The 20,147-nt window shown below is 41.5% G+C and carries 16 protein-coding genes; 9 read left to right on the top strand and 7 right to left on the bottom strand.

Going from position 1 to position 20,147, the window contains the following annotated elements; translation table 11 throughout:
• Window positions 1-495: 495 nt before the first annotated feature.
• Window positions 496-2,319 carry a translational GTPase TypA gene (gene typA, locus CWC17_RS02930; protein WP_138612052.1) on the bottom strand — a complete coding sequence of 608 codons (1,824 nt, stop codon included), beginning with the start codon at window positions 2,317-2,319 and terminating at the stop codon, window positions 496-498.
• A 506-nt stretch (window positions 2,320-2,825) separates the two neighbouring features.
• Here typA and glnA point away from each other — a divergent pair.
• The 5 genes from glnA (at window position 2,826) to CWC17_RS02955 (ending at window position 7,925) form a co-directional block, all read left to right on the top strand.
• On the top strand, window positions 2,826-4,232 hold the full coding sequence (gene glnA, locus CWC17_RS02935; protein WP_055016502.1) for a glutamate--ammonia ligase: 1,407 nt from the start codon (window positions 2,826-2,828) through the stop codon (window positions 4,230-4,232).
• A 132-nt stretch (window positions 4,233-4,364) separates the two neighbouring features.
• Window positions 4,365-4,877 (top strand): DUF4124 domain-containing protein, encoded by a 513-nt coding sequence (locus CWC17_RS02940; protein WP_138541526.1) that lies wholly within the window; start codon window positions 4,365-4,367, stop codon window positions 4,875-4,877.
• An 89-nt stretch (window positions 4,878-4,966) separates the two neighbouring features.
• A complete protein-coding gene (gene glnL / locus CWC17_RS02945; RefSeq protein ID WP_055017722.1) occupies window positions 4,967-6,037 on the top strand; it encodes a nitrogen regulation protein NR(II) in 1,071 nt (356 codons plus the stop codon).
• Between the two features lie 15 nt (window positions 6,038-6,052).
• Complete coding sequence (gene ntrC / locus CWC17_RS02950) at window positions 6,053-7,438, top strand: nitrogen regulation protein NR(I) (protein ID WP_055016505.1); 1,386 nt, start codon at window positions 6,053-6,055, stop codon at window positions 7,436-7,438.
• 28 nt (window positions 7,439-7,466) lie between these two features.
• Entirely contained in the window at window positions 7,467-7,925 is a 459-nt protein-coding gene (locus CWC17_RS02955; protein WP_055016506.1) for a cyclic nucleotide-binding domain-containing protein, read from the top strand.
• 1 nt (window position 7,926) lies between these two features.
• On the opposite strand, the gene CWC17_RS02960 is transcribed toward CWC17_RS02955, so the two are convergent.
• Complete coding sequence (locus CWC17_RS02960; RefSeq protein WP_055017720.1) at window positions 7,927-8,592, bottom strand: hypothetical protein; 666 nt, start codon at window positions 8,590-8,592, stop codon at window positions 7,927-7,929.
• Between the two features lie 56 nt (window positions 8,593-8,648).
• Entirely contained in the window at window positions 8,649-8,936 is a 288-nt protein-coding gene (locus CWC17_RS02965) for a hypothetical protein (RefSeq protein ID WP_055016508.1), read from the bottom strand.
• A gap of 269 nt (window positions 8,937-9,205) precedes the next feature.
• Here CWC17_RS02965 and CWC17_RS02970 point away from each other — a divergent pair, with 269 nt between their 5' ends.
• From CWC17_RS02970 to acnA, 3 genes are all read left to right on the top strand, one after another.
• Window positions 9,206-9,589: an RNA-binding S4 domain-containing protein gene (locus CWC17_RS02970; RefSeq protein WP_138612068.1), complete on the top strand. Its 384-nt coding sequence runs from the start codon at window positions 9,206-9,208 to the stop codon at window positions 9,587-9,589.
• Between the two features lie 107 nt (window positions 9,590-9,696).
• On the top strand, window positions 9,697-10,125 hold the full coding sequence (locus CWC17_RS02975) for a hypothetical protein (RefSeq protein ID WP_138612053.1): 429 nt from the start codon (window positions 9,697-9,699) through the stop codon (window positions 10,123-10,125).
• A 217-nt stretch (window positions 10,126-10,342) separates the two neighbouring features.
• Window positions 10,343-13,084, top strand: coding sequence for an aconitate hydratase AcnA (acnA, locus tag CWC17_RS02980; RefSeq protein WP_138612054.1), 2,742 nt, complete (start codon window positions 10,343-10,345; stop codon window positions 13,082-13,084).
• Between the two features lie 89 nt (window positions 13,085-13,173).
• On the opposite strand, the gene CWC17_RS02985 is transcribed toward acnA, so the two are convergent.
• The 4 genes from CWC17_RS02985 to CWC17_RS03000 form a co-directional block, all read right to left on the bottom strand.
• Window positions 13,174-13,716 carry a DUF4124 domain-containing protein gene (locus tag CWC17_RS02985; protein ID WP_138612055.1) on the bottom strand — a complete coding sequence of 181 codons (543 nt, stop codon included), beginning with the start codon at window positions 13,714-13,716 and terminating at the stop codon, window positions 13,174-13,176.
• 126 nt (window positions 13,717-13,842) lie between these two features.
• Window positions 13,843-14,583, bottom strand: a complete 741-nt coding sequence (locus tag CWC17_RS02990) for a phosphoadenylyl-sulfate reductase (protein ID WP_055017717.1) — start codon at window positions 14,581-14,583, stop codon at window positions 13,843-13,845.
• A gap of 43 nt (window positions 14,584-14,626) precedes the next feature.
• Window positions 14,627-16,324 (bottom strand): assimilatory sulfite reductase (NADPH) hemoprotein subunit, encoded by a 1,698-nt coding sequence (gene cysI, locus CWC17_RS02995; RefSeq protein ID WP_138612056.1) that lies wholly within the window; start codon window positions 16,322-16,324, stop codon window positions 14,627-14,629.
• Between the two features lie 60 nt (window positions 16,325-16,384).
• A complete protein-coding gene (locus CWC17_RS03000; RefSeq protein ID WP_138612057.1) occupies window positions 16,385-18,196 on the bottom strand; it encodes an assimilatory sulfite reductase (NADPH) flavoprotein subunit in 1,812 nt (603 codons plus the stop codon).
• 305 nt (window positions 18,197-18,501) lie between these two features.
• Between CWC17_RS03000 and CWC17_RS03005 the strand changes: the two genes are divergently transcribed.
• Window positions 18,502-20,133, top strand: a complete 1,632-nt coding sequence (locus CWC17_RS03005; RefSeq protein WP_138612058.1) for an HNH endonuclease signature motif containing protein — start codon at window positions 18,502-18,504, stop codon at window positions 20,131-20,133.
• The last annotated feature ends 14 nt before the right edge of the window (window positions 20,134-20,147 follow it).

Consider the following 20,147-nt stretch of genomic DNA (forward strand, 5'->3'; position numbering starts at 1 on the left):
ACTATTGTTTCAGCTCTGACTCTTTTACTGCTCACTCCCTTCTCTTTGTGCAAATATTTTTTAAGTGAATTATTCACAAAGAGAATAAGAGGCGCTGCGCTTTTAGAGATAAATACATTGTGGCAGTTTCACTATAGAACGGACTATAAATACTGGTGCATTTGGAAAAGCCGCTCTACTTCCAAAAAGTAACCACTAATAAATAGTTGAGACGTAGATTGGGTTGAGCGTAGCGAAACCCAACGAAAAAATACCCTACCAACAATGACAGATGCTTTGTGTTATCGATTGTTTCAGCTTTGACACTTTTACTTCTCATTCCCTTCTCCTTGTGCAAATATTTTTTAAGTAAATTATTCACAAAGAGAATAAGAGGCATTGCCCTTTAGATCTCAATACTAATAACTAAAAACTGAAAGCTTCTCTACTTTAAAAACAAAAAAGCCGCTGTATTTTGCAATACAGCGGCTTTTACTATGCATACTCTAAAGGCAATTAAGCTTTAGCTGCACGACCCGCACGTTTACGCTCACTTTCAGTTAAGTGACGTTTACGAATACGAATGTTCTCAGGTGTTACTTCTACTAACTCGTCATCATCGATGAACTCAAGCGCTTGCTCAAGTGTGTAGTTCAATGGTGGCGTAAGTGTTTGCGCTTCATCTGTACCAGATGCACGAACGTTAGTAAGTTGCTTACCTTTAAGTGCGTTAACTGTTAGGTCGTTATCACGGCTATGAATACCGATAACCATACCTTCGTAAACTTCAACACCGTGACCGATGAATAATTTACCACGCTCTTGTAGGTTGAATAATGCATTAGTAAGTGCTTTACCAGTTGCATTTGCAATCATTACACCGTTCTTACGTGAACCAATAGTACCACCTTTATGAGGACCGTAGTGATCGAACGTATGGTACATAAGACCTGAACCAGAGGTAAGCGTCATGAAATCAGTTTGGAAACCGATTAAACCACGGCTTGGGATCATAAAGTCCATACGCATACGGCCTTTACCATCTGGAGACATGTCGGTAAGTTCACCTTTACGAAGACCAATTTGCTCCATGATAGAACCTTGGTGTTCTTCTTCACAGTCAATTGTTACTGTTTCGTACGGTTCTTCTAGTACACCGTTTACTTCACGTAGAATAACTTCAGGACGTGATACAGCTAGCTCGTAACCTTCACGACGCATGTTTTCGATTAAGATACCAAGGTGTAATTCACCACGGCCAGATACACGGAAGCTATCTGGGTTATCCGTTTCTTCAACACGAAGTGCAACGTTGTGTACAAGCTCGTTTTGTAAACGCTCAAGAATGTTACGTGAGGTTACAAATTTACCTTCTTTACCAGCAAACGGTGATGTATTTACAGAGAACGTCATTGTTACTGTAGGCTCATCAACACTTAGTGGAGGTAGCGCTTCAACATTGTTAGGTGCACACACTGTGTCTGAAATTTTAAGCTCACCAATACCCGTTACTGTTACGATATTACCTGCGTAACCACGGTCAGTTTCAATACGCTCAAGGCCTAAGTAGCTTTGCACTGAACCAATTTTACCGTTACGAGTTGTACCATCAGCACTGATGATAGTCACTTGTTGGTTTGGCGCAACAGAACCACGCTTAATACGACCAACACCAATTACACCTTTATAAGAGTTGTAATCAAGCTGAGAGATTTGCATTTGGAAATCACCTTTAGGATCAGCTTCTGGTGGTGATACTTCGTCAACAATCATTTGGAACATAGGTTCCATGTTGTCAGACGGCTCGTCTAAGTCTAATGTAGCCCAGCCGTTGATTGCTGAAGCGTAGATTACTTTAAAATCTAACTGTTCATCAGTTGCACCTAGGTTATCAAATAAATCAAAGATTTGATCCATAACCCAATCAGGGCGTGCACCTGGTTTGTCAATTTTATTGATAACAACAATTGGCTTTAAGCCTTGCGCAAATGCTTTTTGCGTTACGAAACGCGTTTGCGGCATTGGACCTTCTTGAGCATCAACAAGTAATAATACTGAGTCAGCCATCGAAAGTACGCGTTCAACTTCACCACCAAAATCGGCGTGTCCCGGGGTATCTACGATATTGATATGGTAGTCTTTCCATGAAATGGCTGTATTTTTAGCCAAAATGGTAATACCACGTTCTTTCTCAATGTCGTTTGAGTCCATCACACGCTCTTCGTTACCGCCGCGTGTTTCTAATGTACCTGATTGCTCAAGTAGTTTGTCAACCAACGTTGTTTTACCGTGGTCAACGTGCGCGATAATCGCTATATTTCTTAACTGTTCGATGCTCATATTTTTACTCAGAGAAGTTTATTCTCATTGATCCTGCAAGATCTACGCACTCATCTGCGTTTTCACCAGATGTCCCAGCATAGGATTTAAAAGGGCGCATATTATCCCTCATTAATGACATGGATGAAAGTTTATCCAATATAATTTTAAAAACTTTCTCAATACTTTTACTAAGTATCTGTTTTTTATATGACAATTATATGAAATAAATTTCGGAAAATTACATAAATTGTCGTTTTTTAGCTAATTTGTTGTTTGCTTTGGCACTATTTACTATTTAAGTTAAGCTGATTTAGGTGATTAAAATACGTGCAGAATAAAGCGTGAAATTTTTGCACCAATATGGATATTTTACGCACCACAAAAGTGCAAAGTGTATGGCCACTTTTGTGCAATAACAATTTTAGTCTTAATAAACAGCAAGTTAAAATAATGGCATAAAATCGGCTTACCTAAATCCAAAGCATTTAATGCAGCAATAATAAAACCCAACAGTTGGAGGACACATGTCACAATCGGTTTTAGATTTTATTAAAGAAAATGACGTTAAGTTCATTGATTTACGCTTTACTGATACTCGAGGTAAAGAACAACATGTTTCTATTCCTCATCACCAAGTAGATGAAGATTTTTTTGAAGACGGCAAAATGTTTGACGGCTCTTCAATTGCAGGTTGGAAAGGCATTAACGAATCAGACATGGTACTTATGCCTGTTGCTGATTCAGTAAAATTAGACCCATTTACAGAAGAAGCAACGCTTATCGTGCGTTGTGATGTTGTAGAACCATCTACATTACAAGGTTACGAGCGTGACCCTCGTTCGGTTGCTAAGCGCGCTGAAGAGTACATGAAATCTACCGGTATCGCAGACACAGTTTTATTCGGCCCTGAGCCAGAATTCTTCCTATTTGATGATGTTAAATACAAGTCAGATATGTCTGGTTCTATGTACAAAATTGATGCTGTTGAAGCAGCATGGAACTCAGATAAAGAGTATGAAGGCGGTAATACTGGCCACCGTCCAGGTGTTAAAGGTGGTTACTTCCCTTGTTCACCGGTTGACTCTTCACAGGATTGGCGTTCAGCTACGTGTTTAGTACTTGAAGAACTAGGCCAAGTAGTAGAAGCGCACCACCACGAAGTTGCTACAGCTGGTCAAAACGAAATCGCGACTCGCTTTAATACAATGGTTTTAAAAGCGGATGAAATCCAAGAGATGAAATATGTTATCCATAACATGGCTCACCTTTACGGAAAAACAGCCACATTTATGCCTAAGCCTGTTGTAGGTGATAACGGCTCTGGCATGCACTGTCACCAATCTCTAGCAAAAGACGGTGTTAACCTTTTTGCTGGTGATAAGTACGGCGGTCTTTCTGAAGATGCACTTTACTACATTGGCGGTATTATTAAGCATGCTAAAGCAATTAACGCATTTGCAAACGCTTCTACTAACTCGTACAAACGTTTAGTACCAGGTTTTGAAGCGCCGGTAATGCTTGCATACTCTGCGCGTAACCGCTCTGCATCTATCCGTATCCCAGTAGTACCATCTGAAAAGGGTCGTCGTATAGAAGTACGTTTCCCTGATCCAACAGCTAACCCTTACCTAGCATTTGCTTCAATGCTAATGGCTGGCCTTGACGGTATTAAAAACAAAATCCACCCTGGCGATGCTATGGATAAGGATTTATATGACCTACCTGCAGAAGAAGCAGCAGAAATTCCACAAGTTGCATCTTCTTTAGAAGAAGCATTAGAAGCACTAAGTGCTGATCGTGAATTCTTAACGCAAGGTGGCGTATTTACCGATGATTTAATCGACGCTTACATTGCTCTTAAATCTCAAGAAGTTGAAAAGCTTAACATGACAACTCACCCAGTTGAGTTTGAAATGTACTACAGCGTTTAATACGCTGTAGAGTAAATTATCGATAAGATAATAAATGTGTGTTCTCAAGCCCGCTTAGCGGGCTTTTTTTTATGGTAAATTAGGGTTATCTCCACTAAAGTTATGTAATTACAAAAGATGCAGGGTAGCAATGTGAATTACAGGATATTATTACTATTTTTTGCTTTAGGATTAAGCATTTATAGTTACGCAGGCAATGATAAGATTTATGCTTGGAAAGATAAAAATGGTGTTTTAGTGTTCTCAGATACACCACGCAGCGGCGCGCATGAAATAAAATTAAATAGCCAAGATCTTACTTTGTCTGATACCGATAAACACACCCCTGATTCACTACAACCAACGCGCCTTAATCGTTTTCAAATTATGATATCGTCACCTACTCACAACCAAACTGTGCGCGAGAACACAGGCTCAGTGTACGTCACAAGCCGAATAACACCGCGTTTTGAGGCAGGCTTTACTGTACAGCTATTTTTAAACGGTAATGCGTATGGGCCTGCAAGCGGTTTATCAACATTTGCTATACGGAACGTTGAAAACGGCACACATACCTTGTATCTCAAACTTTATAACAAACAAAATCAAGCCATTGCTATCAGTCAGCCTAGCACCTTTGTTATGCAAAGAAAGGCTATAAACTAAGTACAATGACTCAGATAATAAAATTAGCGCAGCAGTATTTACTGATCAAAACTTGCTTGCAAATATTAACGCACTAAAGTGGTGCAAAGATGCCAAACAATCAAAATTTCAGCCCCGAACTTCTTAATGCCATTTGGCAAAACCAAACAACATCGGTCATGTTACTTGATAAAAATTTTATCCTTGTTTATGCCAATACCAGCACTAGCGAGCTACTTGGCCTGGGTAAAAAACGCATTATTGGGCAGACCTTTAACAGCTTATTTAATTACCACTCTGTGGATTTAGAACGCATAGCTCAGTACTCACTTATTGATGGTGTAGATTGCAGCCAGCACAGAGCTGACGTGGTCTTTATAGATTCTCGACATGCGAAAATAGCCATTACATCACGCCAAGTTAAATTTGAAAACGAGCGCTATATTTTGCTCGAGTGTCGTAAAACCGATGAAGAAATAAAACACGACAAAGCCTCTAATCAAATGCATCAATATCAAGCAGCGCGAAATTTGATTAGAGGACTTGCTCACGAAATTAAAAATCCTTTAGGAGGAATACGCGGAGCGGCTCAGTTATTGCAGTACGAGGTGGATCAACAAGAAAGGGACGAATGCGCTGAACTTATAATTGAGCAAGCAGACCGATTACGTGAATTAGTTGATAGGCTACTTGGGCCAAATCAGCTTCCACAAAAGTCGTATGGTAATATTCACCAAACACTCGAGTCGGTTGTCAAATTAAGCACATTAGATAATTGTAAAAATATTAATCTAGTTAAAGACTACGATCCAAGTATTCCAGATGTGTTTATTGACCAAGGCAAAGTTCAGCAAGTAGTACTTAACATAGTTCGTAATGCTCAACAGGCGTTAGTGGATGGCGGTGAAATAAAAATAAAAACCCGCATTAATCATCAATATCGCCGCCCCGGAAAAGCCCCTAAAAAAGCCTTGTTGATCCAGGTTTCTGATAATGGACCAGGCATAGACCCTAGCGTTCGCGAGACATTGTTTTACCCGATGATCACCAACAAAGAAGGTGGCTCAGGGCTAGGGCTTTCAATCGCACAAACGCTCATCGATCAGCACGATGGTTATATAGACTGCGATAGCTGGCCTGGCCATACTGAATTTAATATCTATCTGCCTTTTGCAGATTAATGTTTTGGAGTTGGCATGAAAACAGTTTGGCTTGTAGATGATGACGCATCAATTCGCTTTGTATTAGAAAAGGCGCTAACACGTGCAGGATTTGAAGCAGAAAGCTTCGCCAATGCGCAAGACGTGTTAAGTGCGCTAAAATTTAGCCAGCCAACCGTGTTGGTATCTGACGTACGGATGCCAGGCATGGATGGCATGGCACTGCTTGAACTGATAGCAGAGCAAAACCCTGGGCTGCCGGTTATTATAATGACCGCGCACTCAGATTTAGACTCTGCAGTTAACGCGTTTCAAAAAGGCGCGTTTGAGTACTTAGCCAAACCCTTTGATTTAAACGAAGCAGTGGCCTTAATCGAAAGCGCCTGCAGAGCAAACTCAACTAAAAAAACCAAACGTAAACAAGCCCCACCTAAAAGTGCCCATATTATTGGCGAAGCCCCTGCGATGCAGGAAGTGTTCAGAGCGATAGGTAAACTCTCGGCTTCAAGTATGAGTGTACTCATTAATGGTGAGTCAGGCACAGGTAAAGAGCTTGTGGCCAGTGCTTTACATAACCACAGCCCGCGTAAAGAAAACCAGTTTATTGCATTAAACATGGCCGCTATTCCAAAAGAGCTTGTGGAATCTGAGTTATTTGGCCACGAAAAAGGCGCATTTACGGGTGCCGATAGCGTTCGCAAAGGCCGCTTTGAACAAGCCAATGGCGGCACACTGTTTTTAGATGAAATAGGCGATATGCCACTGGATGTGCAAACACGTTTATTACGCGTACTCGCCGATGGTGAGTTTTACCGTGTGGGCGGACACCAAAGTATTAAGGTTGATGTACGCATTATTGCTGCAACGCATCAAAATTTAGAAGATTTGGTAAAACAGGGTAAATTTAGGGACGATTTATTTCATCGTTTAAACGTTGTGCGCCTTCGTTTACCAGCTCTTAGAGAAAGAACCGAAGACATCGAACGCTTAGCGCAACACTTTTTACACAAAAGCGCAAAAGACCTACAAGTAGAAAGTAAAGTTCTCAGCCCAAAAGCCACAGAGCAACTTAGGCTATTTAGCTGGCCTGGTAATGTGCGCCAACTCGAAAATACCTGTCGCTGGTTAACCGTTATGGCCCCTGGTGAATTAGTAAGTGAGCAAGACCTACCACCAGAGATCATTGATGCGGCGCCTGTTCAACAAGAAGGTGATTGGCTTGATGCGTTTCAGCAATGGCTCAACCAAGAGCTTAAGCAAGGTAAAGAAAATATTTGGCCTGATATTCAAGCACAACTTGAAACTCGCCTGATAAAAACAGCATTAGCTAATTGTTCTGGCCATAAACAAGATGCAGCCATAAAAATTGGCTGGGGGCGCAACACGTTGACCCGCAAATTAAAAGAGCGCAATATTAACTAGTTTCTAACTGTTACTCGTTGGCCTTAGGATGAAATTAATAGAACACATTCCATTATTTAAACAAATGGAAATAGTGAATAGATTGCACTTTTTTAAAGAATTCACCCTTGCTGAACGCCAAGTGCTACTAGAGTCGTTTGGGTTATTGTATTTAGTTAACCAGCATCAGCATTTATTTAAACAATACGATAACGACAAACGCTTATACATTGTATTAAGTGGTGCGTTACTTGTTTTTAAACATAACCACTTGCTGGAGCTTGGCACTATAGAGCCCGGTGAGTTTATCGGTGAAGGTGCATTTATTAATAACCGCGAGCGCAGTACGAGCGCTCGCGCTAAAACCGACACCATAGTACTTGCCATTACCCCAGAGGCACTGACCCGCTTACCTAATGTGATACGCGAAAAAATTAAAGACCGAATTATAGAGGGCATGAGCTTACGCATTGCTAAACTTAGTGAGCACATAGAAACCCACGGTTAGATCAATCCATATAAACAATCTGCAATGAGCAATCAAGCCAACCGGGATTATTTACGTGTGCCGTAAATGTGTAAGTATCGGATGGTTTAGCCCCAAAGGGTGTATTTACCAATGGCTGTGAGTGGCTGTATGTTTGCGAGTAGGATTTATAATAAATAACAACATAACCATATAAATACTCCCACTTCAGTCTCACTACTGCACCACTGGGTAGCGTAAAATCAACATGCTCATTTACAAATTTGACCACTAAATCATTGTATTTATCGTCGCTGCATTGGGTTGTTCTTAGCTGCTTAGGCATAACAAATTGGCTATTGCTATCTGCATTTTTTAAATAAAAGCCTATATTGCCATCGCCATAAAAATGATTTGATCGCGTTGTATAGTTAACTTGTGGCTCGTAACCTAGCCCCTGCATAATAGTAGCTAGCTGCTCTGTCTCTTTTTGGTAAATTTTATCACTTGATAAAAGCAATGTGGCTTCACCAAAATCCGATGGGATATCTAGCTCTACGTATTCAAAAGGGAGGTTTTGTGCATTTAGTGCAGCGTCTAGCTGTTTGCGTTGCTCCTCTTGCAAGTTTTCGCTAAAAACATAAACAGTTGGTTGTTGGCATGCAGTTAATAGAAGTACCCACGCACAAATTAAAATTCCACTTTTCATAGTTACCCTTATTGATTACAAATGTAGTCTAGTAGAAGTAACTATTAATAGTAAAATTAACGTGTTTGGCTATCCAACCATGCATCAACACTTTGTCGAGTGTATAAAACTTCGTTAAATAAGCGATGACGTTCAAATTCTAACTTTGATTTTTTAAGTGGATCACCACTAATTAGCCGACTGTGCGTATCATTGAACTTAGAAATAACCGAAAAACCGCGTTCATCTTTCTCTTTTTCTGTTTTTACCGAGTTAGCCAGGTGAGCTCTTACATCATCTGCTGTCAGCATATCTGAATTATCTAAGCCCATTAGCTCTTTTTTCATTGCTAATCTAATGCCCATTTACTGCTCCAATTATATGCAGACCTAAACAATTAAAACGGTTAAATTCTTACCATTTATGTAGGTACACTTTTTATTTGCCAAAGCAATAGCAAATAGCACACCAAATTTTTGCGAGAGCATACGCATCAAATGCTGCAGTTTTTTTAAAGTTGAAAAAGTTTTATATTTATCACACTTTTTTTATCCCGCTAGGGCGCGCTTGCTAGGTGCAAAAAACAGTGCAAGCCTTTATACTTGCTGCTTATGCGCCACCAACAGAGATAACCATGTCAGAAGAATATATAGAAATTGAACTTGAAGAAGAGCCCATAGAGCTTTGTAAATTACTAAAAGTACTCGATTTAGTAGAAGGTGGCGGTCAAGCTAAAAACCTTATAGCTGAAGGTTATATTGGGGTTAACCATGAAATATGTACAATAAAACGGAAAAAATTATACAGTGGCGATGTACTTGAATTTGATGGCGAGCTTTTTCAACTCACTTTAAGTGAAGATGCAACCCCTGTAGAGCGCCCAGTGGTAACAACCCAGCCGCAGGTAGAAAAAGCGCCCAATGAAACAGCGCAAAAGCCTGCAAAAAATAAAAGAAAACGCACTAAAAAACCAAAGGTTGATGAAAAAACAGGGCGCCGCCCTATCTCATTTGGCTAGTCATTAGCGCTTTGTGCCATTTTTATTATATGTATAGGCTCGCTTGAACAGTGAGCCTTTTTGCTCTTTAATTACCTCGTAAATTACAATAAAAACAAGGTAATAATATGGCAACCTTCGTCACCCCTAATTGGTTTAAACCCGTCCTATGGGCAGCACTTATTTGGAATTTACTAGGTGTTTTTGCATTTGTAATGCACCTTATGATGACCCCCGAAATGATAAGTAAACTCCCGCTAGATCAACAAGCTGCCTATTCAAACGTACCTTTGTGGTCGACCATTGCATTTGCTGTAGCGGTATTAGGTGGCACCCTTGGCTGCATACTGCTACTGGCCAAAAACGCGCTTGCTACACCTATATTTGCGCTATCGTTGGTAGCGATATTTATTCAGCAGTTTTATAACTTCTTTGTGATAAATAGCATTAAAATGCTGGGAATAAGCGCAGTGTTTATGCCTATTTTAGTGATTGTTATTGCGTTTTTGCTTTTATATTTAAGTATAAAAAGCAAACAACAAGGTTGGTTAAACTAACCTTTCCTCCTTTTTTAAACTCATTTTTTGCTACTTGAAAAAACAATTTTAGGTAGCACTTCTATACTTAATGCTGTCTAAAAAACATGCATTGCACAACCTGCTTTTTAGCCTGATTTGTCATATTTATTATCTCTGGTATGCACTTTGCAAACTAATGGCAAATAAACACGTTATTTTATCAAGGACATAATCCTAACTATCAAAGGGGCAAAAAATGAATAGTTTCGACACCCAACAACAATTAACGATTAATGGCGAGCAATACCATATTCACTCACTTAAAGGATTAGGCGACAAAGCAAAGCGATTGCCCTTTTCTCTCAAAGTATTACTAGAAAACCTGCTACGCAATGAAGATGGCGTAAATATAAAAGAGCAAGACATTCAGGCCCTCCTTGACTGGGACCCTAAAGCAAAACCCTCAGCTGAGGTGGCTTTTACACCCGCCCGTGTTGTCATGCAAGATTTTACAGGTGTTCCCGCCATTGTTGATTTAGCTGCCATGCGTGATGCAATGGAAAAGCTTGGTGGCGATCCTGCAAAAATAAACCCGCTTTCACCTGCTGAACTTGTAATAGATCATTCTGTTCAAGTAGATGGCTACGGTGACGACGGTGCGTTTGATTTAAATGCCAAGCTAGAATACGAGCGTAACAAAGAACGCTACGAATTTTTACGCTGGGGGCAGACTGCTTTTGATAATTTAAAGGTAGTCCCACCTGCTACAGGTATTGTTCACCAAGTAAACTTAGAGTTTTTAGCGCGTGTTGTTTTTAACGACAGTAAGAACGGAAAATCAATAGCCTACCCAGACACACTGGTAGGGACTGATTCGCACACCACCATGATTAATGGCTTAGGTGTGTTAGGCTGGGGCGTAGGCGGTATTGAAGCCGAAGCCGCCATGCTTGGGCAACCAATTAGCTTACTTATTCCTCAAGTGGTGGGCTTTAAATTAAATGGCCGTTTACCCGAGGGTACCACTGCTACCGATTTAGTGCTTACCGTTACCGAAATGCTACGTAACCATGGAGTGGTGGGTAAATTTGTTGAGTTTTATGGTGATGGTCTAGCTGATTTACCGCTAGCCGATAGAGCAACCATTGCCAACATGGCGCCAGAGTACGGTGCAACATGTGGTATTTTCCCAATTGATGATGAAACCATTAACTACCTGCGTTTAACAAACCGCGATGAAGATCACCTTAAACTGATTGAAGACTACGCTAAACACCAAGGCTTATGGCGCCATGAAGGCGACGAAGCGCATTACACCGATACCCTAGAGCTTAAATTAGACGATGTAGTGCCAAGCCTTGCAGGTCCTAAGCGCCCACAAGACAGAATTACACTTGATAAAGCTGGTGATGTGATAGGCCAGCACCTTAAAGGTTTCCAAGATGAGCGTATGGCGCGTCGTGATAAAAGCGATATTGAAGAAGCACGCATTGAAAGTGAAGGCCCAACCACTAACCCAGATGAACCAGTAGACGAAGCGCAGTTTATGGGGGCAGCCAAAGTAAAATTTAAAGGCCAAGAATTTGAGCTAAACGACGGTGCCTGTGTTATTGCCGCCATTACAAGCTGTACAAACACTTCTAACCCCAGTGTAATTTTAGCCGCAGGCTTAGTAGCTAAAAAAGCCAAGCAGCTAGGTATTAACGTAAAACCTTGGGTTAAAACATCGCTTGCACCGGGCTCACAAGTGGTCACCGACTACCTTGAAAAAGCCGACCTAATGGATGACCTAGAGGCATTAGGCTTTAATTTGGTCGGTTATGGCTGTACCACGTGTATAGGTAACTCAGGCCCGCTTGCAGATGAAATTAGCGAAGCTATTCAAAAACACAAATTGGTTGTAAGCTCTATTTTATCGGGTAACCGTAACTTTGAAGGGCGTATACACCAAGACGTTAAAATGAACTTTTTAGCCTCGCCTCCACTTGTGGTAGCGTATGCCATTGCAGGGCGTACAGACATAGATGTATACAACGAGCCACTTGCGCAAGATGAAAACGGTAACGATATTTACCTTAAAAACATTTGGCCAAGCGTAAGCGAAGTCAACGAACTAGTACAAAAAACGGTAACCAAAGAAATGTTCGAAAAAAGCTATGCTAACGTATACGAAGGCGACAGCCGTTGGCAAAAAATTCAAATACCTGATGGTAAGCTCTACGATTGGGATGAGGGGTCAACTTACATCAAAAAAGCACCATTCTTTGAGGGCATGAGCGTTGAGCCACCAGGCGTGCCAACAATTGAAGGGGCGCGTTGTTTGGCTAAACTTGGCGATTCAGTAACAACAGATCATATTTCTCCTGCGGGGGCGATTAAAGCTGAAGCGCCAGCCGGTATTTACTTACAGGAAAAAGGCGTAGAAAAAGCACAGTTTAACTCGTATGGTTCTCGCCGTGGTAACCACGAAGTGATGATGCGAGGCACATTTGCAAATGTTAGGCTTAAAAACTTACTCGCACCAGGTACAGAAGGTGGCGTTACTCGCACTCAACCTGATGACAAGCTTGCCAGCATTTACGATGCCGCAATGGAATATGAAAAGAGTAACACACCATTAATTGTGTTAGCGGGTAAAGAATACGGTACCGGTTCATCACGCGACTGGGCAGCAAAAGGCTCACTTTTATTAGGTGTAAAAGCGGTGGTTGCACAAAGTTATGAGCGTATTCACCGCTCTAACCTTATTGGTATGGGTGTGCTGCCTTTACAGTTTAAAGAAGGTGAGAGCCACGAATCATTAAACCTAACTGGCCAAGAGCAATTTGATATTGAAGGTTTGTACGATAAAACGAATGAAGTGAGCATTATTGCCACTAATGCTGAGGGCAAAAAAGTCAGCTTTAGTGCCGATGTACGTATAGATACCCCTAAAGAGTGGGATTACTACAAACACGGCGGCATTCTACAATACGTTTTACGTAATATGCTTGACTAATCATATACTTAAAACTAAAAAGCCTAGCAGTTGCTAGGCTTTTTTATGCACAAATAGTTCATCGCTTTTTACAAGCATATTATACTTGCCTAGTACCCACCTATACTTTGTATTTCTTTACTGCGTTGCTCTAATTTTTGCTTTGCCTTTTCGGCATCTTCAAACAGTTTTTGAATAGATTCAGCGTTGTAAACGGTTGGTGTAGGTGGCTGGATACTCTTTTTTGAAATGCTCGCACTGCTGCTTAAAATTGAAGTATCTTCTGCAGCTACAACCGTTACATCACGGGCATCAAGTGTTACCTCAATGCTTTTACCATCTTCATTAGGCGTATCAGAAAAATGCCATTGTCCGTTTTTATCTTGCCACTTATAAATTTTGCTACCTGGTTTAATTGTTGGCGCGTTGCTGTTTATACTTTGGGTAATTTTATCGCCTGCTTGCTTTGCACCTTGCACAGCCTGATTAAGCGTATTGGTAGATAACGCGACCATTTTTTCTTTAATTTTGTGCGATTCAGTACTAATTAACGAACTAGAAAGCCACGGCTGCCCATCTGGCTTTTTGAGATAAAATAATGAGATAACAGCAATGATCATGACTGATATTGCCAAGTAGGTGAAGTATTTCATAGCGTTCCTGCTTAAAAATGAATCCTTGAAAAACAAGTCTAATAAAAAATACTTAATCAGGCAATTTTTTTGCAATAAAAAACGCAACCTAAGTTGCGTTTAAATAGTTGTTTAGTATTCGCTTTTTTAAATACCGTCGCCGTCAATATGCAGCCCGCATTCGCGGTTTAAACCAAAAAAGCGCGTTTCTTCTTCGCTCATACCCGGCTCTAGTTTACGCGTAGTGTGCACATCACCCATCGACACATAACCTTGCTCCCATAACGGGTGGTAAGGTAAATCATGCTTAGTAAGGTATTGGTATACATCGCGGTTTGACCATTCAATAATTGGGTATACTTTTACCGTACCTCGGCTTATTTCGACAAATTGTTTGTCTGCTCGGGTCGATGATTGGTCACGGCGCAGGCCACTAAACCAGGTACCTGCACCTATTTCTTTTAATGCACGGGTCATTGGCTCAACTTTATTAAGCTGATTATATTGCTTAATACCGGCTTCGCCTTGTTCCCACAATTTACCGTACTTAGCTTCTTGCCACGCTGGGCTTAGCTCGGCTTTATACACTTTTAAATTAAGTGATAAACGCGTAGTCATTTGTTCAATAAACTGATACGTCTCTGGAAATAAATAACCTGTATCGGTTAATACCACAGGAATATCAGGACGCTGCGATGTTACTAAATGCAGCATTACCGCCGCTTGAATACCAAAACTTGATGATAAAAAAGCGGTATCCGGTAAGTGCTCTAGTGCCCATGCAACGCGCTGCTCCGCACTCATTGGTGCTAGTATGCCGTTTGCATCTGCAAGCAATGCCGCTTGGCTTTGCTTATCAAGCTGTAATATGTTTTTAAATTCACTCATGGTCAATTTTAAACCTCACCCACGCGCTGCGTGGGTATTTAATTTAAGCGTGAAAATCGGTTACTGATACTTTTACTTCTGCAACAATGCCTTTGCGAATTACAAAGTCACCAAAACATTCACCGTCGTTTCGCTCGCTTGCCCACTGGCCAATTAGCTTATCAAACGCGTCTAGGTAAGCATCTTCACCTACGTTTTCTAGGTACAGTTTTGGAATGCGTGTACCTTCTAAATTACCGCCTAGGTAAACGTTATATTTACCAGGGCCTTTACCTACTAAACCAGCTTCTGCAAGCATTGCGCGGCCACAACCGTTAGGGCAACCTACAACACGCATAATAATGCTGTCATCAGGTATGCCATGCTTAGCAAGTAGTGCTTCGGTTTTTTCAATTAAGCTGGGTAAGTAACGCTCAGCTTCGGCCATCGCAAGCGGGCACGTAGGTAATGCTACACACGCCATTGAGTTTTTACGTTGCCCAGTGTCTTTGTCATCAATAAGGCCATGGTTACGGGCAATTTCTTCAATGACTGCTTTTTGATCGGCAGGCACACCGGCAATAATTAAGTTTTGGTTAGCCGTCATGCGCATATCGCCTTGGTGCACTTCTGCAATTTTACGACAACCTGTTTTTAATGGCTTACCTGGGTAATCTAAAATACGGCCGCTTTGAATAAATAGCGTTAAATGGTGTTTACCATCAATGCCTTCTACCCAACCGATACGGTCGCCACGGTGAGTAAACTCATAAGGGCGACTTGGCGCAAAGCTTACACCAGCACGTTTTTCTACTTCCGCTTTAAATACATCTGTGCCAACGCGGTCTAGTGTGTATTTAGTTTTTGCATTTTTACGGTTTGAGCGGTTACCCCAATCGCGCTGCACTGATACAACGTGCTCAGCAATTTTCAGTGTGTGCTCAAGTGGTATAAAACCAAAGTCATCTGCTTTTCGCGGATACGTAGCCGTATCACCGTGAGTCATAGCAAGGCCACCACCTACGAGTACGTTAAAGCCCACAAGCTTGCCATCCTCTGCAATAGCGACAAAGTTTAAGTCGTTCGCATGCACATCAACTTCGTTGTTAGGCGGAATAGTGACCGTGGTTTTAAACTTACGCGGTAAGTAGTTAGAACCTAAAATTGGCTCTTCTGTGGTTTCTGCCTTTTCGCCATTTAACCAAATTTCAGCGTATGCTTTTGTTTTTGGTAATAAATGCTCAGAAATTTTTGCAGCCCACTCGTAAGCTTCTTGGTGCAGTTCTGACTCAACAGGGTTAGTCGTACATAGTACGTTACGGTTTACGTCACCTGCAGTTGCAATAGAGTCAATACCAACGCTATTTAGCATTTGGTGCATGCCTTTAATGTTTGGCTTTAATACACCATGAAATTGAAACGTTTGACGTGTTGTTAAACGAATACTGCCGTAGCTTGTTTTTTCATCGGCAAATTTATCAATTGCTAGCCATTGCTCTGGCTTGATAATACCGCCTGGCATACGTGCACGTAGCATTACATTGTGCAGCGGCTCTAGCTTTTGCTTTGCACGCTCTGGGCGTATATCGCGGTCATCTTGCTGGTACATACCGTGAAAACGTATAAGTTGAAAGTTATCGGCTGTAAAACCACCGGTAATTTCATCTTTTAAATCTTGCTCTATGGTGCCACGTAAAAAGTTACTTTCTCTTTTTAAACGTTCGTTATCAGAAAGTTTTACGTTTTTATCTTGTTCGCTCATTTTAAATCCTAAATTTGTTACAGTGACGGCTGCTAGCTGTTAATAAAATAAGAAACGTGATTAATACACGTCTTTCTGATAGCGGTTAGCGCTACGTAAGTCTTTTAAATATTGCTCGGCGTCTTCGTAGCTTTTACCGGTGTTTTCGCTGATGATATCAACTAAGGCATTGTGTACATCTTTTGCCATGCGGTTTGCATCGCCACACACATAAAAATGCGCACCCGCTTCTAGCCACTCAAAAATTTCTTTTGAGTTTTTGCGTAGTTTGTCTTGTACGTATACTTTTTCGGCTTGGTCACGGCTAAATGCAACGTCAACTTTGCTTAATAGGCCTGATTTTAAATAACCCTGAATTTCTACCTGGTACAAGAAGTCTTGTGTAAAGTGTGGGTTACCAAAAAATAGCCAATTTTTGCCTTGTGCTTCTCGCGAGTCACGCTCTTGTAAAAATGCACGGAATGGCGCAATACCGGTACCTGGGCCAACCATAATAATGGGGGTATTATCATCGCTAGGTAAGCGGAAGTTATCGTTATGCTCACTGAATACTTTAACTTTACACCCTTCTTCAGCACGACGCGCTAAATAACCAGAGCATCCCCCTAAATGTTCGCTGCCAAAGGCTTCAAACTCAACTAACCCTACCGTTAAGTGCACTTCTTCTTCAACCTCGCTTTGGCTTGAAGCGATTGAGTACAAGCGCGCTTGTAGTTTACGTAGGCAATCAACTAAGGTTTGTGCATCTATTTTTGCAGGATTTTGTGCCACTACATCAAAGATTTGACGGGGTTCAATGTATTCACGCATCGCAGCTTTATCTTCTACAAGCTTAAGTAGCTCAGGTGTGCCCGTTGCAACTGCGTATTTTTCTACAAAGCCTGGGTATGACTGAGTAAGCTCTAACTTTTCGATTAATGCATCGCGAATAGACAATGACTCTTCGCCCACTTTTACCTGTGCACTTGCATCGATTTGCGTGTGTGTTAGTAGCTCATCTACACGCGCTTCGTCATTTAAAAAGTACACACCTAATGAGTCACCAGGTAAGTAGGTAATGTCTGAGCCTTCAAGCGAAATCTCAACATGGCGAACATCTTTAGTAGAATCACGCCCTGTAATTTTTTGTACGGTAACAAGCTCTGCCGCAAATGGATTTTGCTTAGTGTATTGGCTTGCTGCCGCTGTTGGCGCACCAAATGGCATAGAAACGACTTGCCCGCCTACTGCGTCTTGCTGTGCTTTTAAATCAGGTTCGAATGCATCAAGTGCACCCGTGATCCACGTGGCTGCTTCGTCATCATAATCAACATCTAGGTCGGCACGTTGGAAAATAGTTTCTGCGCCAAGTTTGTTTAAACGCTCTTCAAAGTCTTTTGCTGTTTGACAGAAAAACTCATAGCTAGAATCACCTAAACCAAGTACGGCGACTTTAACACCATCAAGCTTAGGTGCTTTTTTGGTGGTTAAAAACTCATACAATGTTTCAGCGTCTTCAGGTGGTTCCCCCTCACCGTAGGTAGATACAACAACGGTTAAAAACTTTTCTTTTTTCAGGGCTGTAGGTTTGTAGTCAGACATGCTCACAAGTTTTACAGCTAAACCGCGCGACTCTGCTTGCTCTTTAAGCTTAGTCGCCACACCTTTTGCATTACCCGTTTGTGAGCCATACAAAATAGTTAACGGTGCAGCATCGCCTGCAGCGGCCGTAGGCGTTTGCCCACCAAGAGCTGACGCGTTTGCATTTGCTGCTAAGTAACCACTTACCCACGCCTGCTGAATCGGATTAAGTTCTGCCACTAAGCCTTGCAGCTTTTGTACTTGCTCTTGCGATAGCGGGCTTGCCGCTGCGTTAAGTTGACCTAACAACATGAATTTGTTCCCCATAACCCTGAAAATTACATACAGCCCACGTTATGCGCTGTTCAAAATGAGTTTTACCCCACCCAGAGTAACTCTGCTGAGGTTTTATTAGTGTGCAGGATAGCGGGCTATGCGGTGAGAAAAAAAGAATAGAATCTGCTTTGTTATTCCATTTAGTTATTAATTTATATTAAGACCTTCAAAAACAGCTTAAAGGCTTATTATTGCTATTTTATTAATTTTTCATTTAACAATTTTGTAACCTAACGCAGATAGTGTATGTTATTTACTCAACTATAAAAATAGGAACAATCATGTCACACGGGACATATAAAAATAAACTACTTACTACGGCATTACTCATTGCCGCCACCCCAGCAATGGCCAATATCACAAATGGCGGCTTTGAGCAGTGGACAGGCAATGCGCCTGATGCATGGACCACCATTGATAGCGGCATTAATGTATCGCGCTCGACCAGTATCATAAATAACGCAAACAGCGCAGCAGCTGTTAACGTAACCACCGGCTCGCAAAGCAATACCGACTTATTACAACAAGTCAGTGTGGAGGCTGGCAAAACATATGATTTCTCCGTGGATGTATATCACACTGAAGGAAATATAAGAGCTCGCCTTTATGTAGATGGTTACCAAGGGTACTCTAACCAAGCGCAAACTAACCAGTGGCAAACAATTAGCCATAGCTATACGCCAAGCAGTAACAAAACCATTAATGTGGGTTTACGGTTTTACGATATGAGCGGCTTTGACGGCAATGAAACCGTTTATGTAGATAACTTTTTGCCTAATACAGACGGTGGCGCTTCAGGCAGCTGTAACGACCATAGCCTTACCTTAACACTTAATACCGATAACTACGGCAGCGAAACCAGCTGGGTGATTAATAACAGCCAAGGTAGCGGTATCGCAAACGGCAGTGGCTACGCCTCAAATACGCAATACAACGAGCAACTTTGTTTAACTGATGGTACTTACTCTTTAGTTATGAGCGACAGTTATGGCGACGGTATGTGCTGTAATGTTGGTAACGGTAGCTATAGCCTAACTTATGGCTCTACAGAGCTTGCAAGCGGTGCAAGCTTTAGCAGCACTGATAGCACCACGTTTGAGTTAGGCAGTGGCTCTGGCGGTGATACTGGTGGCGGCACTAACCCAACACCCACAGGTTACTACGTAACAACTCAGGGTTTATCAGGCTATGCATTAAAAACTGAGCTTTATAACATTATCAAAAATCACAGCTCGCAAGGTTACTCAGCTATTTGGAATTTTTACGACTCCTCAGCACGCGATAAATACTTTGAAAACGATAACAGTATTTTAGATATGTATAGTGAAAAGCCAAATGGTAGCGACAGCTATACCTATACCGCGGTGAGCGATCAGTGTGGTACTTATAACAGTGAAGCCGATTGCTATAACCGTGAGCATTCATTCCCTAAAAGCTGGTTTGGTGGCACTGTTGAACCAATGAATTCAGACGTGCACCACATCTACGCTACCGATGGGTATGTTAATTCAAAACGCAGTAACTTCCCGTTTGGTGAAGTAGCAAGCGCAACGTTCACATCAACAAATGGCAGTAAATTAGGCAGTGCCACTAGTTCATTAAATTACGCAGGAACGGTTTTTGAACCCATTGATGAATTTAAAGGCGACTTTGCACGCGCATACTTTTACATGGCAACTCGCTATGAGAACGTAATTGGCTCGTGGCAAAACAACACAACAGCCAGTAATGCAGTCCTTAACGGTACTAGTAATCAAGTATTCGAGAGTTGGGTGGTAGCTATGCTACTAAACTGGCATAACGCCGACCCTGTTAGCCAAATGGAGCTTGACCGAAACCAAGCAGCTTTTGAGTTTCAGGGGAATCGCAACCCATATATCGATCACCCTGAATTTGTTGAGATGATTTGGTAATAACTTTTAGCCCC

Source organism: Pseudoalteromonas sp. S3785, from assembly GCF_005887365.1.
Taxonomy (GTDB): Bacteria; Pseudomonadota; Gammaproteobacteria; order Enterobacterales; family Alteromonadaceae; genus Pseudoalteromonas.

Excerpts from the sequence above, each read along its gene's own strand:
- typA (WP_138612052.1), bottom strand. The coding sequence starts at position 2,319 with ATGAGCATCGAACAGTTAAGAAATATAGCGATTATCGCGCACGTTGAC.
- glnA (WP_055016502.1), top strand. The coding sequence starts at position 2,826 with ATGTCACAATCGGTTTTAGATTTTATTAAAGAAAATGACGTTAAGTTC.
- glnL (WP_055017722.1), top strand. The coding sequence starts at position 4,967 with ATGCCAAACAATCAAAATTTCAGCCCCGAACTTCTTAATGCCATTTGG.
- ntrC (WP_055016505.1), top strand. The coding sequence starts at position 6,053 with ATGAAAACAGTTTGGCTTGTAGATGATGACGCATCAATTCGCTTTGTA.
- CWC17_RS02955 (WP_055016506.1), top strand. The coding sequence starts at position 7,467 with ATGAAATTAATAGAACACATTCCATTATTTAAACAAATGGAAATAGTG.
- CWC17_RS02960 (WP_055017720.1), bottom strand. The coding sequence starts at position 8,592 with ATGAAAAGTGGAATTTTAATTTGTGCGTGGGTACTTCTATTAACTGCA.
- CWC17_RS02965 (WP_055016508.1), bottom strand. The coding sequence starts at position 8,936 with ATGGGCATTAGATTAGCAATGAAAAAAGAGCTAATGGGCTTAGATAAT.
- CWC17_RS02970 (WP_138612068.1), top strand. The coding sequence starts at position 9,206 with ATGTCAGAAGAATATATAGAAATTGAACTTGAAGAAGAGCCCATAGAG.
- CWC17_RS02975 (WP_138612053.1), top strand. The coding sequence starts at position 9,697 with ATGGCAACCTTCGTCACCCCTAATTGGTTTAAACCCGTCCTATGGGCA.
- acnA (WP_138612054.1), top strand. The coding sequence starts at position 10,343 with ATGAATAGTTTCGACACCCAACAACAATTAACGATTAATGGCGAGCAA.
- CWC17_RS02985 (WP_138612055.1), bottom strand. The coding sequence starts at position 13,716 with ATGAAATACTTCACCTACTTGGCAATATCAGTCATGATCATTGCTGTT.
- CWC17_RS02990 (WP_055017717.1), bottom strand. The coding sequence starts at position 14,583 with ATGAGTGAATTTAAAAACATATTACAGCTTGATAAGCAAAGCCAAGCG.
- cysI (WP_138612056.1), bottom strand. The coding sequence starts at position 16,324 with ATGAGCGAACAAGATAAAAACGTAAAACTTTCTGATAACGAACGTTTA.
- CWC17_RS03000 (WP_138612057.1), bottom strand. The coding sequence starts at position 18,196 with ATGTTGTTAGGTCAACTTAACGCAGCGGCAAGCCCGCTATCGCAAGAG.
- CWC17_RS03005 (WP_138612058.1), top strand. The coding sequence starts at position 18,502 with ATGTCACACGGGACATATAAAAATAAACTACTTACTACGGCATTACTC.